A 14747-nucleotide genomic window follows, 5' to 3' on the forward strand; every position below is an offset into this window, starting at 1 on the left:
TGGAGAGATGTAAGTTATGACTAATCGCACCCTGCCGGTCTTAACCCCTGAGGGCAGTTTAAACCAATACCTTCAAGACATTCGTAAATACCCTATTCTTACCCCCGAAGAAGAAAAAGACCTTGCACAGCGTTGGCGCCGTGACAAAGAGCAAGATGCTGCCTATCGCCTTGTGACCTCTCATTTACGCCGTGTTGCCAAAATTGCCCGTGATTATCACCGTATTTACGGCCTACCTATTTCTGAACTTATCAGTGAGGGTAATATCGGCATTATGCAGGCGATCCAGCGTTTTGACCCTGATAATGATAAGCAAGCACGTCTTTCCACCTATGCCACTTGGTGGATCAAAGCGGCCATTCAAGAATATATCCTCCATAGCTGGTCATTGGTTAAGATGGGGACGACTGCGGCACAAAAAAAGCTGTTCTTTAACCTGCGGAAAGAAAAAAGAAAGTTACTCGCCTACGGCGATGGCGATTTGCAGCCGGAACAGGTGAGCTATATTGCCCGGCAGCTCGGCGTACCGGAGCAGGAAGTGATTTCGATGAACCGCCGCCTTGCAGGGCCAGAGCGGAGTCTCAATGCGCCTTTACAAAGCCATGACGGAGAAAGCGGACAATGGCAGGATTGGCTCGTTGACGAAACCCCCTCCCAAGAGGAAATCTATGCCGAGGAGGAAGAATATAATGAGCGCAAAGGGCTGCTGAATGAGGCACTAATGACGCTCAATGAACGGGAGCGCCATATTGTTCAGGAACGCCGTTTAAAAGAAGAGCCGCAAACACTCGAAGAGCTTTCCCATCATTACGGAGTCTCTCGGGAACGTATCCGACAGATCGAAGCGAGAGCATTGGAAAAGATCCAAAAAGTGATGATGAACAAAGTCGCTGAACAGCGTAAGGCGCAAGAGGATTTACCGGCTTTGGGAACAAGTTCCTAAATATGGACCATGTAAAGGGACTCGTTTTTTGAGGTCTTTATTTATATTTTTTAAATAAAATATTCGTAACACCATTTGAAACTTGATATAATAAAGAGGTCTAGAAAATAGAGTTAAAAGTTTCTGCTCAATTTTATTATTAGGAATAAACAAATGCGTTTAAGTGCCCGTAACCAAATTTCCGGTAAAATCAAAAACATCCAAAAAGGTGCTGTCAACTCTCAGATTGAAATCGAAGTTGCACCAGAAGTCATCATCACCTCCACCATCACCAACGAAGCTGTTGCCGAGCTTAAATTGGAAGTTGGCAGCGAAGCGATTGCTATTATCAAATCCTCCAGCGTGATGATTGGTATTTAAGCTTTTTAGTAAATAAAAAGCTTAAGGGAACAAGTCTTCGTCTTGTTCCCTTTTTTTATGCCTTTTAAATACTTAAAAAATCTAGTTTATTATAAATAAAGCGCAAACACTAACGCATAACTTTCTATTTAAACGAAATATTTATTTCCTTTTCTAAAAAAGACTTGATATAGTTTTTAGTCTATCTTTTTCTAAAGGCGCATTTCATACACGCTTTTAATGTTTTGTTCTGAATGAAAGGGGACAAAGATGCGTATCAGTGCACGAAATCAAATGACAGGCAAAGTTCATGCGATTCACAGAGGAAATATCACATCTATCGTAGAGGTCGCCATCAGTTCAGGCGTTATCATTACAGCAACCATTAGCAATGATGCTTTTGACGAACTTGAATTGGATCTTGGCAAAGAGGTAGTCTGTGTGGTCAAAGCCTCAAATGTCATGATTGGCGTTTCCGATTGGCATTCAGGTAATCTTCCTGTGGATGGAGAACCCCTCCTGTAAGGTGACATCCCCTCATAAAGCCTCTCATAACAGAAAAGCCCGCCATAAGACGGGCTTCCTTTTTAGAGCAAGATAAATTAATAAAATACTACTTTATACTTCAGTTTTATTATCTGGATTCAGATAAATTTTTAATGCTGCCCTCAGAAATGGCCAAACATCAGATAAAATCAGTACCACCCATTCCTTAGGAAGTCGTACAACCTTACAAACATCGTCAATCGTTAAAACCTTTTCTTTAATTTTAGGTACGATCTTTTCTCTCAACTTAAATGGAAACAGTACGAGCAATGCAGGAATTATACCAATAGCATCTTGAATAACATGCAAAGGTTTAGGGGAAAGATTAGCCTTCTTTTCTGTATTTACATGGGAATGCAGCTCTATAAAAAGCTCTTTGACATCGTTTTCTGCCCCAGTTCTTGAAGCAACAGAATCGAGAATATGTAAAAGTTCCTTTGTACATGAAAGTCTTTTTTGCTCGACTGATAAAGTTTCATCACAAAAAATATAATTTAATACTTTTTCATCATCAAAAGCAGTCGTAAGCTCCTCTTGATGTAAAAAGGCTAAAAGTTTGATATCTTTAGTTCTACCTAAATCTTTTAAGATTTCTGTCTTTTTCTTTTTATTGAGAAATTCAATTTCAAAGTAATTATTACTTAAATTGCTTTCTAAAAAACTTCTAATGTCCTCTAAATCTGGGAATCTATCCCACTCTTCAAACTCATCAAAAACATCAGAAAGTTCCATAAATTTACCTTAATAATTATACAAATAAAAAGGGAGAGCATAACTCTCCCTGCTAATTAAATCTCTCTTAAAAATTATGAGTTTACGATTGTTAAAAAGTTATGCATATCTTCTTGATTCAAATCTCGTTCAAAAGATTTAGCAGACGATAATTCTCCATTTCTAGCAGCCTTAATAATTCTTGCCGTATATGCAGTTAAAACATTAAGCGTTGCATCGCTCTTTTCAAGATGAAGTTTAATATTACGTAGGCGCTTATCGCCAGACGCAAACAGAACCTCTTGCAGTTCTGCGTGGCCGTCCAGCATAGAGGTGGTCTTATGCTTGGTGGTCATAAAAATTCCTTCTAGTTATTTTGTGTGATTTCTCACTGACTGATCTCAGTGTTTTCATCGAGTCATTCTTTTGATTTAACATAACAAAAACCAGTTTGTCATTTTTCTATCTCCTTTAATCTAAATATCTAATTAATTTAAGCATTATTTTCGTTAAAAATTTTTCTAAAAAGAAAAACTTATTGTTCTAAATATAAGCAAGATATATAGAAAATCAAGCTGGTGAGGCTCCGCCCCTGCCTTACTCAAAAGAAAGCCCGCCATAAGACGGGCTTCCCTTTTTCTTCGTATTTTTTCAAGGCTTAACGAGAGGGAGCTCCTCTCGCTAAACCGTTTTGAAAAACCTTAAAGACCTAAAGAATGGGCAAATTCTTTCAATTTTTTAACGGCTGGAAGAATTTTCCCTTCCATCCATTCCAAAAAGGCACCGCCTGCTGTGGAAACATGGGTCATTTTGTCAAGCACACCTGCCTGACGCAACGCTGAAACCGTGTCTCCGCCACCAACGATAGATTTTAATTTGCCTTTTTTCGTAAGCTCTGCGGCTTCTTGAGCGACTGTATTTGTCGCCGCATCAAAAGGTTTAAACTCAAAGGCACCAAGTGGGCCGTTCCAAAGCAATGTTTTAAGCGTAATCAGCTTATCTGCAATATTGGCTGCTGTTTGAGGGCCAACATCCAAAATCATTTTATCCTCAGGAACCGCATTGATCGCACAATGTTCTGTCACGACATGCGCCTCAAGCTTATCCGCAATCACAACATCAATCGGCAAAATAATTTCGCAATTATTGATTTCGGCTTCTTTTAAAATACGGCGTGCCGTCTCATGTAGATCAGGCTCTTGCAGAGATTTTCCAACAGCATAGCCTTGCGCCGCAAGGAAAGTGTTCGCCATTGCACCACCGATCGCAAGCACATCGACTTTTTTGACCATATTTTCCAAAAGATCCAATTTCGTGGAAACTTTAGAACCGCCAACGATGGCACCGATTGGATGCTCTGCTGAATCACTTGCGGAAGCAAGTGCTTTCAACTCATTTTCCATCTCACGGCCAGCAAATGTTGGAAGATACTCGGAAATCCCTGTTGTAGAAGCGTGGGCACGGTGCGCTGCGGAGAAAGCATCATTAACAAACACATCGCCATTTTCAGCAAGCTCTTTTGAAAAAGCTGGATCATTGGCTTCATCGCCTGCATGAAAACGTGTATTTTCCAAAACAACGACATCGCCGTTTTGAAGTTTATCCACGGCTTCTTTCGCAACAGGACCAACGCAATCACCGGCAAAAGCAACTCTAGCATCCAAACGGCGCTCTAGCTCTTCAGCCACTGGACGCAAAGACATTTCAGGAACGACTTGGCCTTTTGGACGACCGAAATGGCTTAGAACGACAATCTTTGCATTCGCTTTTCTAAGATCACGAATGGTTGGCAAAAGACGTTCAATACGTTCCGCATCGCTGACTTTCCCGTCTTTCATTGGGACGTTAAGGTCGGCTCTGACGATAATACGTTTACCTTCAGGGTTTTGAATTTGCTCAAGTGTCGGAATTGTAGACATAAAAATAATCCTATCGAAATATTTTTTAACACAATGATAAAAGAAAAAGGGGGAGAAAACGTTCAAACGCTCCCTCCCCCTTTTCGGGTCTCTTCTAAATCTCAAAAATGATTTTTCCGAGATTCATTTTGATCCAATCAAAGCTTTGCGAAAAGCGATGCTGTATCTGCCATACGGTTTGAGAAGCCCCATTCGTTATCATACCAAGAGCAGATACGAACCAGCTTACCGTCACCCAAAATAGCTGTCTGTGTTGCATCAAAGTTTGAAGAAAACTCGGAATGCAAGAAGTCAGAGCTGACCAATGGCTCATTATTGTAAGACATGACGCCTTTCAATGGACCATTTTCAGTTGCTTTTTTGATAACTTCGTTAAGCTCTTCAACAGATTTTGGTGCGTTCTTGAAAAGAACATCCAAAGAAACGACAGAAACGTTTGCTGTTGGGACACGGATTGCTGTGCCATCCAAACGGCCTTGAAGATTTGGAAGCACCAAACCAACGGCTTTTGCAGCGCCTGTTTTTGTTGGAATCATATTCAGGCCGGCAGCACGGGCACGGCGCAAATCTTTATGAAGCGTATCAACAGTACGCTGATCGCCTGTGTAGGAGTGAACGGTAACCATGTAACCGTAATCAATCCCAAAAGCATCATCCAATGTTTTTGCAACTGGGGCTAAGCAGTTTGTTGTGCAGGAAGCGTTAGAAACAACTGTCATACCTGGTTTTAGAGCGTCATTATTGACGCCATAAACGATGGTCGCATCTGCATCTGTGCAAGGAGCAGAAACAAGAACATGCTTTGCGCCTGCTTTAAGAAGTGCAGAAGCCTTTTCTTTTGTGGTGAAAAGACCTGTACATTCCATCGCAACATCAATGCCTTCCAAAGGCACTTCTGAAGGCTCACGATGCGCTGTTACACGAATTGGGGCATATTTTTTACCATGGCAGCTAATATGAAGCGCGCCATCGACAACTTCGACTTCGCCTTTAAAACGTCCATGAACAGAATCATATTTTAAAAGATGAGCATTGGCCTCGATAGAACCAAGGTCGTTAATCAATACTGGCTCAATGTCTGTACGTCCGCTTTCGATAATGCCGCGCAAGACAAGACGGCCAATACGACCAAAGCCGTTAATAGCGATTTTTAATGCCATATTCCTTACTCCTTCGCATAATGCGACTTGATAATCAGAATTTTTGGTGATCTATTTTGTTTTTCACACTTCCATCCATACTCCCCTTCCCCTATCAAATACTAGCCCCTTTTCTTATTTTTCCTTTTCGAAAAGAGATTGTTTTTGAAAAATCCCTCTCTTCCCACATTTTCTCTAAAATATGGCACCTGGATAATGATCGGGGTTGCTGGATTTTTTGCGAGCTGCGCCCCTCTCGATCAGCGTGTTTGGAATCAGATGGCCGGTATTGAACCTAAATATGTTCCGCCGCCACCACCGCCGGCACCGCCGCCGCCAGCACCCTTTGTGGAAATTCTTTCCGGCACACCGGAAAGCGACTATGGGCCACAGCTCGAAGAGATCACAAAAATCGCCCTCGCCCGCAAGCCCAACATGCTCTTTATCATTCGCTTACGTGTCCCCACAGGCAACGGCCCTGAAGAGCAGGTCAAACGTCTTTTACAGCTTGTTCCACGCTTTTTAATGCCAGTTTCAGAACATATGATAAAGGCAGGTGCTCAGCCTATTCAGCTTGATATGGGAACGGAATCCGTTCCCTACCAAAAAAGCCCTTCTTTACGCATTCAAGTTCGCTAAATCCGAAGCGTTCTTTCTTTTTGAAAGACGGCTAATGATTGCGCCGCAAAGAAGGAAAAACCCTAAGCTCCCAAGCCCTAAAAGCGATTGCAAACGGGTTTGCGGTGCATACAACATGCAAATTGGCACAAGCGCCATAAACAAGATCGCCAAAATCCCAAAGAAAGAAAGTTTCCGGCGCATTTTCATTGCCGCAACAATCGCAAGCCCATAAACAAAAATGATAAAGACACCACTCACGCTTAGCAATCCGCCAAAAAATCCGGAAGGAAACTGTTGAGAAGCCGTCACGAGCAAAAAGGCCGCAATCGTTACACACCAGATGGAACGTGTCGGCACGTTATTCCCTTTCCCTGCGGAAAGAAAATCAGGGGCAGCTTCGGTTAGGGCCATTTCCTTTAAAACCCGTGAAGCGACAAAAAGCGAAGAGTTCAGCGTTGAGAAAATCACGGTTAAAACAACCAGCCAAATCACGCTCTCCGCATAAGGAATCTGGAGATGATTCAGCACGCTTAAAAAAGGTGAACGTGTCATTTCCAATCCATTCCAAGGAATAAAGCACAACACCAAAAGAACGGAAAAGAAGTAAATCACCCCAATCCAAATACCGAGTTTAGAGGCCAAAGCCCCGACCATTTCTTCTGGCGTATGGGTTTCCTGCGCCGCAACGGAGACGATTTCAATCCCTGTCATCCCGGTAAAAACAGTCGGCGCTAAAGCCAGAACGGCCACCCATCCAAAAGGTGCAAAACCATCATGCCCAAAAAGATTATTTGTTACGGGAACAGGGGCGGTAAAGCCTAAATGGCTGCTTAATAAGATGAAAATTCCAAAAAGAATAAAGACGACCAAAGCGCTTACTTTTAAGAAGGAAAACCAATATTCCAAATTACCGTAGGCCCGAACAGAAAGGAGATTAACCCCGCTCATAATCGCCAAAAGCCCATAACAAATCACAAGATAAGGCAGATGCAAAACAGGTTGGAGCATCGCCGCCCCGGCGATAAGCTGGGCGGTTAAAATAATCAGCCAAACCGCCCAATAAGACCAGCCAGAGGCAAAGCCTGCAACCGAACCTAAAAGATGGCGAATATGTTCAATAAAAGACCCCTGAACCCCACTATCCAAAGCGAGGTCTTTAAAGGTCATGCCCAGAACAAGAAAAACCAAAGAGCAGAGAATATACGTCAACAGAATGGCAGGGCCTGCCTGTAAAATTGCCGCACTTGCGCCCACGAAAAAGCCCGCACCGATAACGCCGCCAATCGCAATCATGATGACATGGCGTGCCTCAAGCATTTGGGATTTATCGAATTTGGGAGCTTTCCCCTTAAGGGAAGGCGCATTTTTACAAGTCATTGTATCGCTTTCTGAAATATCTCTTTTATTTTTTAAGAAAATAACTTCAGAGAAACTAACCGAATTTCTCGATTAAGGGAATATTGGTGCAAAAGGAGCGCTTTGAAAGCACTAAAACAGGATGACGATCGCCATAAAGGACAATATTATCCCTATATGACAAAGATAAAACAGAACCTCCCTCCTTCCGCCGCCGATAAACGCACAGATGAAACGAATGATTATCTGGAATCCTTTTTCGGCTTTAACAAAGCCTTAAACCTGTACGTGATGACAGAAACGGCAGAAGAACCGAAACCGGAACATATTGTCGATGCCCTCTTTATGGAATTAAAAAACGGCCGCTACAACGTGATAGATTCCTACCCTGTTGAATGGCAGGAACTTAGAGATTTTAAAATTGTGGAGGAATAATGTTCGGGAGAAATAAAATTGGATAAACTCAGGAGGTAAATATGAATAAAATTGAGCAACTTTCTTTGGCTAAAAAAGAACAAAAACTTCTCAGTAAAAAAATAAAAAAGCTAGAAAATTCAATATTAGAAGGTGGTGTTGATAGGTGTGCTTTAGGGTTTGAAATCGAAAACACTCGATGGCCTAAAAGAGTAATTTGTCAAAAAGATGCTTTAAAAAATGAATATTACCTAGGTTTAGATGATGAGGATTTTGGAGATTACTATGCTCGTAAAACAGCTTATTGCAAAGAAATTCCCCAAGAACATGGGAAGAAGCTTTTAGCATTAGAAAAGATTTGGGAGGAAGCCATTAGATATTTCGCTCAGTCTTCTGAAGAAGTGCCCTTGAAAAAATGGAGTGAGAAAGCCCAAAAGGCCAGAGATGAGTACAGAGCTTTATCACGCACATTATGGGAGAAAGAGAGCTAAGAAAAACAGGATTTTTTTTCGATAGAATACTCTATTTTAAAATTTACCCTCTGATACGCATCATTTTTTATAGCCATTACTTCGTGGATAATATTTCTTACCGCACGAATGATATATTTTGTCTAAATATAGCAAAAGGAGAGCCGTAAATTTTACCAAAACATGCTATTTTAGCGGTAAACTCTACCTGCACATTATGCATTTACATTTTAAACATATTGATAATGATCTGTCAGCCTAATAAAAAGCTAGATCAAACTTCACTAAATTCAGAAATCAGGAGATTTTTAGGAGAAATGGTGCTGTTAGAGAGGATTGAACTCTCGACCTCTCCCTTACCAAGGGAGTGCTCTACCACTGAGCTACAACAGCACTTGTTTTTATATAGGGGGAGATTTAGCAATCTTTAACGCATTAGGCAAGTATTTTTCTCTTTTTGCCTCAGATAAAAACGCTTTCACTTCCCCTTTTTATTTTTCTGTTCTCATCGAGAAAAGAGATTACTCATCTCTATGATTTTTTTCGTGCCGTTCATGACGCTCTTGCGCCTCAATGCAAAGGGTTGCAACAGGTCGTGCATCCAGACGTTTCAGGCCGATTGGCTCGCCGGTTTCCTCACAATAACCATAGGTGCCGTCTTTAAGGCGCAAAAGCGCCTCATCAATTTTAGAAATTAATTTCCGGGCTCTCGAACGGGCCCGAAATTCAAAAACACGATCAATTTCCGCCGCAGAGCGGTCAATCAAATCCGGGGCGTTATGACCGCCCTCCTCCGCTAAATTTTCCAGCGTCACATTGGCATCCAAGAGCAACTGCTCTCGCCAATTTAAGAGTTTTTGACGAAAATACTCTCTCTGCTGAGGATTCATAAAATCTTCATCCTCTGAGGGACGATAATCGGCGGGCAACTTCATCTTCGGGAACCTTGATTTGGAGAAGCCTAAAGCATTTAAAATACTCAATGATTTTTATTTAGATAACCGCTTGAGCAACTCTGAGCAAAGGCTCACCCCAAAAAAGGTTTTTTTACAATTATTTGAAACATAAAAGCAACATTTTCAGCCTTCATCCTCTCAGGCAAAAGTGAATTGAACCACTGCAAAATTAAGGCTGACGGGTTGCATGAATGCGTGTAATCCGACGTTTTTCCATCCCGACAACTTGAAAGGACCAGCCTTCGCATGCCACACGATCCCCCACAACAGGCACTTTTTTCAGCAAAGCCAAGATAACACCGGCAAGCGTATGATAGCGCCCGCCTTGTGGAAATTCATGTATACCGAGACGGAAGGCCGCATCTTCTTTGGGGGTGTCACCATCCAAAACAACGCTGGTTTCTTCTAAAATACCACCGCCTTTTTTCTTGGTCATGACGGTTGAAGCCGTATTATCTTCCCCAATAATGGCATCAAAAATATCGGTTGGCGTTACAATCCCCTCAAAGGTGCCATATTCATCCATGACAAAGACAATGCCCAAGGAAACTTTGCGCAACCTGTCAATAATGGCCTGACCTGTCATCACATCCGGCACAACCGGCGGCACACGCAAGAGATTCTCAATGGAAAGTTTTTGCCCCTGAAGGAGCTGCTCCATAATATCTTTTGCCAAGATCACCCCGACAGGATTATCAATACTGCCATCACAAATCACAAAGCGGGTATGCGCCGGCGCACGGCGTAATTTTTTAACCAGATCTGCCTGCGTTGTATTTTTATCAATCCAAACCAGATCATTTCGAGGGGTCATCAAGCCTCTGACGGGACGATCCACAATCCGCATGAGACGCTCAATCATCTCCCGCTCTTGCCCCTCCAAAATACCGGCTCTGGCGCCTTCGGCAAGAATGCCTCTTAACTCCTCTTCGGTAATGACCGCGGGTGAGAGCGCCGGCACACGGAAACATTTTAACGTCAGCGAAGTCGCGACATTTAAAAACCAAATAAGAGGCTGTGTCAGCTTAGAGACCCAGAGCAAAAGCCCTGAAAGCCAAATTGCAATTTTCTCAGGGAATTGAAGGCCAAGACGTTTAGGAACAAGCTCACCGAAAACAAGCATCGCTACAGCAATACCGGCCACCACGACAGCAACGGAAAGATGTTCCGAAAGATTTTCCGAGAGGTGAAAACCCACAAGGATTTTGGTGAAACTCCCCTCAAGCTGACTGCCGCCAAATGCCCCCTCGATAATGGAGACAAGGGTTAGGCCGACCTGCACTGTTGGGAGGAACTCTTGTGGATTTTTTGAGAGATTAAGCGCACGTTCCGCTCCGCCCACCCCATTACGGGCGAGCATTTCAAGACGTGGCTTTTTAACTGAAATCAATGCCATTTCACCCATGGCAAAAATGCCATTGAGCAAAATCAGCAGGATAACCATAACCAATGCCAACATGATTTAGTGCCTCCCCCCTTCTTGCTTTAAGAAAGTTGGAGGCTCCGGCTCAGGAGGTTCCTCAGTGCTATAAGGCTCCGCCATATCAGACAGAAAAGAAGGCATAAGCTAAAATGTACCCTTTATTTAAATACCCGAAAAAATCTTAAGCATTCTGCGCAGATTTACGGGTAATTTTTACCTTTCTGCCTGCTTTGGTGGGATCTTCCATCCGCAAAATCTGCTCTTTAACCAGTCTTTCATAATCATGAATGGCCGGACGCTGATGATCCAGAGGAATTTCCGGTGCCATTGGCTTTTCAGTTTCTGGCCCCATGAGCGCAACCTTAAGAATATGCCACGGACGGCGAACGGCATCCATCACAGCGGTTGATTCATAGCCGGAATGCACCATGCAATCAGCACATTTTTCATAGGCACCTGTACCGTAAAGGTCCCAATCCGTTTCTTCCATGAGCGCTTTAAAGGTTGGTGCATAGCCTTCCCCTAAAAGATAGCAGGGACGCTGCCAGCCAAAAACAGTGCGCAATGGTTTGCCCCAAGGGGTGCAACGGTAATTCTCATTTCCGGCAAGGAAGTTCAAGAAAAGCGGGGATTGGGTAAAGCGCCATTTTTTCCCTTTTCCAAGACGGAAAATTTCACGGAAAAGCTCTTTGGTGCGGCGGCGGTTCAAGAAATGTCCCTGATCGGGTGCCCGTTCATAGGCATAACCCGGTGCCGTCATAATACCATCCACACCCATGCGCATCACTTCATCAAAGAATTTTGCGGTTCGAACAGGATCTGTTCCCTCAAATAAGGTGCAGTTAATGGAAACTCTAAAACCACGTCGCTTTGCCTCACGGATAGCGGCAACGGCTTTTTCATACGTTCCCTCTTGAGAGACCGCCTGATCGTGCCATTCTTTATCGCCGTCCAAATGCACATCCCATGAGAAGAAAGGCGAAGGTTCGTAATCATCCATTTTCTTCTCTAACAGCAAAGCATTTGTGCAGAGATAGACATATTTTTTTCTAGCAACGAGTCGGCGGATGATTTCAGGCATTTCCCTGTGCAGGAGTGGTTCCCCCCCTGCCACGGCAATCACCGGTGCGCCGGCTTCTGTATCCGCATCCAAACATTCCTGAACAGAAAGCCGTCTGTTTAAAATTTCTGCAGGATAGTCAATCTTACCACAACCATTACAGGCTAAATTACAGCGCAGAAGAGGCTCTAACATGAGAACCAAAGGGTAACGCTGACGGCCACGCAAATGTTGAGAAACGACATACTTGCCCACACGGACTGCCTGCATCAATGGAACCGCCATAATTTTTTCTAAGACCCCGTGTCAAAAATAAGAAATAAGTATTGGAACTTAGAAGGTGACGCCCTAAAAACGCCAAAAAATACCCTCTAAATTCGCAGCTTTTTAGCAGTATAAACAGCAAATTACCCTAAGGGTAAAGAGAAAAAGCCCCTTTTCTCTCTAAAAATGCAAAGACTCAAAAGCCCAACCCCTAATAAATATAAAGACAAGTCCAAGAAAATACCCTATCAAGAAGAATAAGACGGATTTATTTTCATTAAGATCATATTTTTATGCCTATGATATATCTTTTATGAGAAGTACCTCTTTTTTATTCTAATAATTCGCCTAAAGAATCCGCCGCAAAACCTCAAGGTTTCAGGAGAAGGAACAGAAGTCCAGCTATGAAATTCCGCCCTTTTTTCTCAGTGCACACCCCTCTTTTTCTCACAGCATTCACGGTGTTCAGCCTCAGCTATGCCCCCCATCTTTTTGCCGCTCCCACCAGCGACCCGTTAGCGGCGGACAATAGCGCCAACAATGATGATGGCTTTGGTCTTGATGATGAGGGGCTTTCCGATGAGAGTGAGGCCGCACCAAGCAAGCCAAAGGCGGTTGTTCTTTCTCCAACGGCGGCAACACCCATTATTGATGCGCTTTACAAAGTGTTAGATCAGGCACAATCCGCCACGGCGCTCAATCAACGCCTTGCTATTTTAGCCCCTGCTATCCAAAAGGATTTTGACCTCAACGGTATTCTGATCCGTTCTGTGGGACATGGTTTCGATGGCCTCTCTGCCGCCGATCAGTCCTTGCTAAAAGAATCTTTCTACCGTTATACACTTGCGCACTACGCCTCTATCTTTAAGCCTGGTACATCCGCTGTCTTTTCTGTTGATCCAGAACCTAAAATCATCAATCCCGGCAAGCTCATTATTCATACCAAAATCGGGGGTGAAAATGACCACGGGGACGGCACAGCCATTGACTATGTGATGGAACCGGAAGGCACGCAATGGAAGGTCAAAGATGTCCTTTTAGAAGGCCATATCAGTCAGGTTGCGGCACAACGCTCCGACTTTAAACTCCCATTCCGTGACGGCGGGGCGCAAGGTCTTGCACAACTTCTTGATGGAAAAACACAAACAGCGCTACAAGGAAGCTAAGCTTTCAGACAAAAAGGGATCTCACTGTAACGCATGTCTTTTTCCGAGCATGAAACCTACATCTGGTTATCTGCAATCTCTCTTTTTATTGCCCTTTTTGGGTTTCTTTACAGTTGGATAAGTTTCTTTTTACTCAGAAACTTCCAACGTAAGGACAAAGCATTACAGCCAGACCTTACCTCTTGTACCGAAAACTGGCCCAAACTGAGTGTTTTCAAACCTCTTCACGGCAATATTCCACGCCTTAAAGAAGCATTGGAAAGTCTTTTTACACAAGATTATCCTGATTTTGAGATTCTTTTTGGGGTGGATCATGCTGAAAATTCTGCGATTGCCATCGTTCACGAACTGCAAAAAAAATATCCTGATAAAGAAATCAAACTTGTCATTTCTGCACAAGAGCACGGCCTCAATCGCAAAGTTAGTAATCTTATCAATCTAGAGGCTATGGCTGCCTCTGAAATTTTCGTGATTGCGGATGCCGATATTCATGTCCCCCCTTACTGGCTGAAATATGTCATCTGCACGCTTAACCGTCCTGATACCGGTTTGGTCACGGCCCCCTATATCGGACGCTCTGCCAATCCTGCCAATCTCTGGCAAATCTTCTCACGGCTGGGCATCAATAGTTGTTTTTTACCCGGTATTCTCGTTTCCCGCTATCTTGGGCGTCAGGATTGTTTCGGCGCAACGATGGCGATTACCCGTCAAAAGCTCCAAGAAATCGGCGGTTTTCAAGCGATCATTGATTATGTCGCCGATGATGCAAAACTGGCCCATCTTGTGCAGGAAAAAGGCGAAAAAGTAGCACTTCTCCCGACCTTAACCCTTACCAGCGTGACAGAAAATTCTTTTTCCAAACTCATCACCCATGAATTACGTTGGGGACGAACAACAAAATCCGTTCAACCGTGGGCCTATGCCGCCTCTATTTTACAATTCTCACTCGTTTGGGCGAGCTGCGCCTTTCTTTTAAATCCAAGCCTTCTTTGCGGCACTTTACTCGGTTTTTTTCTTTTTAGCCGCTGGCTGAATGTTCTTTGTTTGGAAACAAATTTTTTACCCCATCCCCCCTATCCAAAATCTTTTCCCAGTAAATTTTTTACGCTTTTTGGCCTCTTTGTCATTATTTTTCTGCGAGAATGGCTGAGTGCTGTCATTATCATTCTCAGCTTCTTTGGAAAAAAAGTAAAATGGGCCGGACATGTCATGTCTGCACGCCCTATTGGTAAAAAAAAACGGCAAAATAAGGGAAGAAAGCGCCATTCCTCGAATTTTTCAGACGCTTCTTTAGAGGTTCCCCTTTCTCTCAAACCTGAAAATAGGGTAAGAATAGAAAAAGGTACTTTTTGTGAAAATTTTTCCTATTCCCGTCAAAAAGATCCATGCCGCCGCTGAACGGATATTCATCTTTAATCTA

Annotated in this window: 16 protein-coding genes and 1 tRNA gene; 8 read left to right on the forward strand and 9 right to left on the reverse strand. The window is 43.2% G+C overall.

Annotated elements, in window-relative coordinates; translation table 11 throughout:
* The first annotated feature begins 16 nt into the window (after nt 1–16).
* From rpoH to FAI41_03085, 3 genes are all read left to right on the forward strand, one after another.
* Nucleotides 17–943 (forward strand): RNA polymerase sigma factor RpoH, encoded by a 927-nt coding sequence (gene rpoH / locus FAI41_03075; protein ID QCE32642.1) that lies wholly within the window; start codon nt 17–19, stop codon nt 941–943.
* A 153-nt stretch (nt 944–1096) separates the two neighbouring features.
* Entirely contained in the window at nt 1097–1303 is a 207-nt protein-coding gene (locus tag FAI41_03080; GenBank protein ID QCE32643.1) for a molybdenum-pterin-binding protein, read from the forward strand.
* Between the two features lie 249 nt (nt 1304–1552).
* Entirely contained in the window at nt 1553–1807 is a 255-nt protein-coding gene (locus FAI41_03085) for a molybdenum-pterin-binding protein (protein QCE32644.1), read from the forward strand.
* A 93-nt stretch (nt 1808–1900) separates the two neighbouring features.
* Here FAI41_03085 and FAI41_03090 read toward each other — a convergent pair whose 3' ends face one another.
* From FAI41_03090 to gap, 4 genes are all read right to left on the reverse strand, one after another.
* Nucleotides 1901–2560, reverse strand: coding sequence for a hypothetical protein (locus FAI41_03090; protein QCE32645.1), 660 nt, complete (start codon nt 2558–2560; stop codon nt 1901–1903).
* 74 nt (nt 2561–2634) lie between these two features.
* Entirely contained in the window at nt 2635–2895 is a 261-nt protein-coding gene (locus FAI41_03095) for a hypothetical protein (protein QCE32646.1), read from the reverse strand.
* Nucleotides 2896–3240: 345 nt separating this feature from the next.
* On the reverse strand, nt 3241–4458 hold the full coding sequence (locus FAI41_03100) for a phosphoglycerate kinase (GenBank protein ID QCE32647.1): 1218 nt from the start codon (nt 4456–4458) through the stop codon (nt 3241–3243).
* Between the two features lie 137 nt (nt 4459–4595).
* Nucleotides 4596–5618, reverse strand: a complete 1023-nt coding sequence (gene gap / locus FAI41_03105; GenBank protein QCE32648.1) for a type I glyceraldehyde-3-phosphate dehydrogenase — start codon at nt 5616–5618, stop codon at nt 4596–4598.
* 144 nt (nt 5619–5762) lie between these two features.
* Between gap and FAI41_03110 the strand changes: the two genes are divergently transcribed.
* Nucleotides 5763–6236, forward strand: a complete 474-nt coding sequence (locus tag FAI41_03110) for a hypothetical protein (GenBank protein ID QCE32649.1) — start codon at nt 5763–5765, stop codon at nt 6234–6236.
* Here the strand turns inward: FAI41_03110 and FAI41_03115 are convergent.
* Nucleotides 6216–7595, reverse strand: a complete 1380-nt coding sequence (locus FAI41_03115) for an amino acid permease (protein QCE32650.1) — start codon at nt 7593–7595, stop codon at nt 6216–6218. The genes FAI41_03110 and FAI41_03115 overlap by 21 nt on opposite strands.
* A 102-nt stretch (nt 7596–7697) precedes the next feature.
* Here FAI41_03115 and FAI41_03120 point away from each other — a divergent pair, with 102 nt between their 5' ends.
* Both FAI41_03120 and FAI41_03125 read left to right on the forward strand, forming a co-directional pair.
* Nucleotides 7698–8009 carry a hypothetical protein gene (locus FAI41_03120; GenBank protein ID QCE32651.1) on the forward strand — a complete coding sequence of 104 codons (312 nt, stop codon included), beginning with the start codon at nt 7698–7700 and terminating at the stop codon, nt 8007–8009.
* Between the two features lie 41 nt (nt 8010–8050).
* The gene (locus FAI41_03125) at nt 8051–8479 is read left to right on the forward strand and encodes a hypothetical protein (protein ID QCE32652.1); all 429 of its coding nucleotides are present in this window, start codon (nt 8051–8053) and stop codon (nt 8477–8479) included.
* Between the two features lie 297 nt (nt 8480–8776).
* Here FAI41_03125 and FAI41_03130 read toward each other — a convergent pair.
* From FAI41_03130 to hpnH, 4 genes are all read right to left on the reverse strand, one after another.
* Nucleotides 8777–8851 (reverse strand) — tRNA-Thr (locus tag FAI41_03130).
* 128 nt (nt 8852–8979) lie between these two features.
* Nucleotides 8980–9393, reverse strand: a complete 414-nt coding sequence (gene dksA, locus FAI41_03135; protein ID QCE32653.1) for an RNA polymerase-binding protein DksA — start codon at nt 9391–9393, stop codon at nt 8980–8982.
* Between the two features lie 190 nt (nt 9394–9583).
* Nucleotides 9584–10873 (reverse strand): HlyC/CorC family transporter, encoded by a 1290-nt coding sequence (locus FAI41_03140; GenBank protein ID QCE32654.1) that lies wholly within the window; start codon nt 10871–10873, stop codon nt 9584–9586.
* Between the two features lie 145 nt (nt 10874–11018).
* Nucleotides 11019–12182, reverse strand: a complete 1164-nt coding sequence (hpnH, locus tag FAI41_03145; protein QCE32655.1) for an adenosyl-hopene transferase HpnH — start codon at nt 12180–12182, stop codon at nt 11019–11021.
* A 383-nt stretch (nt 12183–12565) separates the two neighbouring features.
* Here hpnH and FAI41_03150 point away from each other — a divergent pair, with 383 nt between their 5' ends.
* Nucleotides 12566–13327, forward strand: coding sequence for a hypothetical protein (locus FAI41_03150; protein QCE32656.1), 762 nt, complete (start codon nt 12566–12568; stop codon nt 13325–13327).
* A 33-nt stretch (nt 13328–13360) separates the two neighbouring features.
* Entirely contained in the window at nt 13361–14725 is a 1365-nt protein-coding gene (locus FAI41_03155; GenBank protein QCE32657.1) for a glycosyltransferase, read from the forward strand.
* The last annotated feature ends 22 nt before the right edge of the window (nt 14726–14747 follow it).

Source organism: Acetobacteraceae bacterium (assembly GCA_004843165.1).
Lineage (GTDB): Bacteria > Pseudomonadota > Alphaproteobacteria > Acetobacterales > Acetobacteraceae.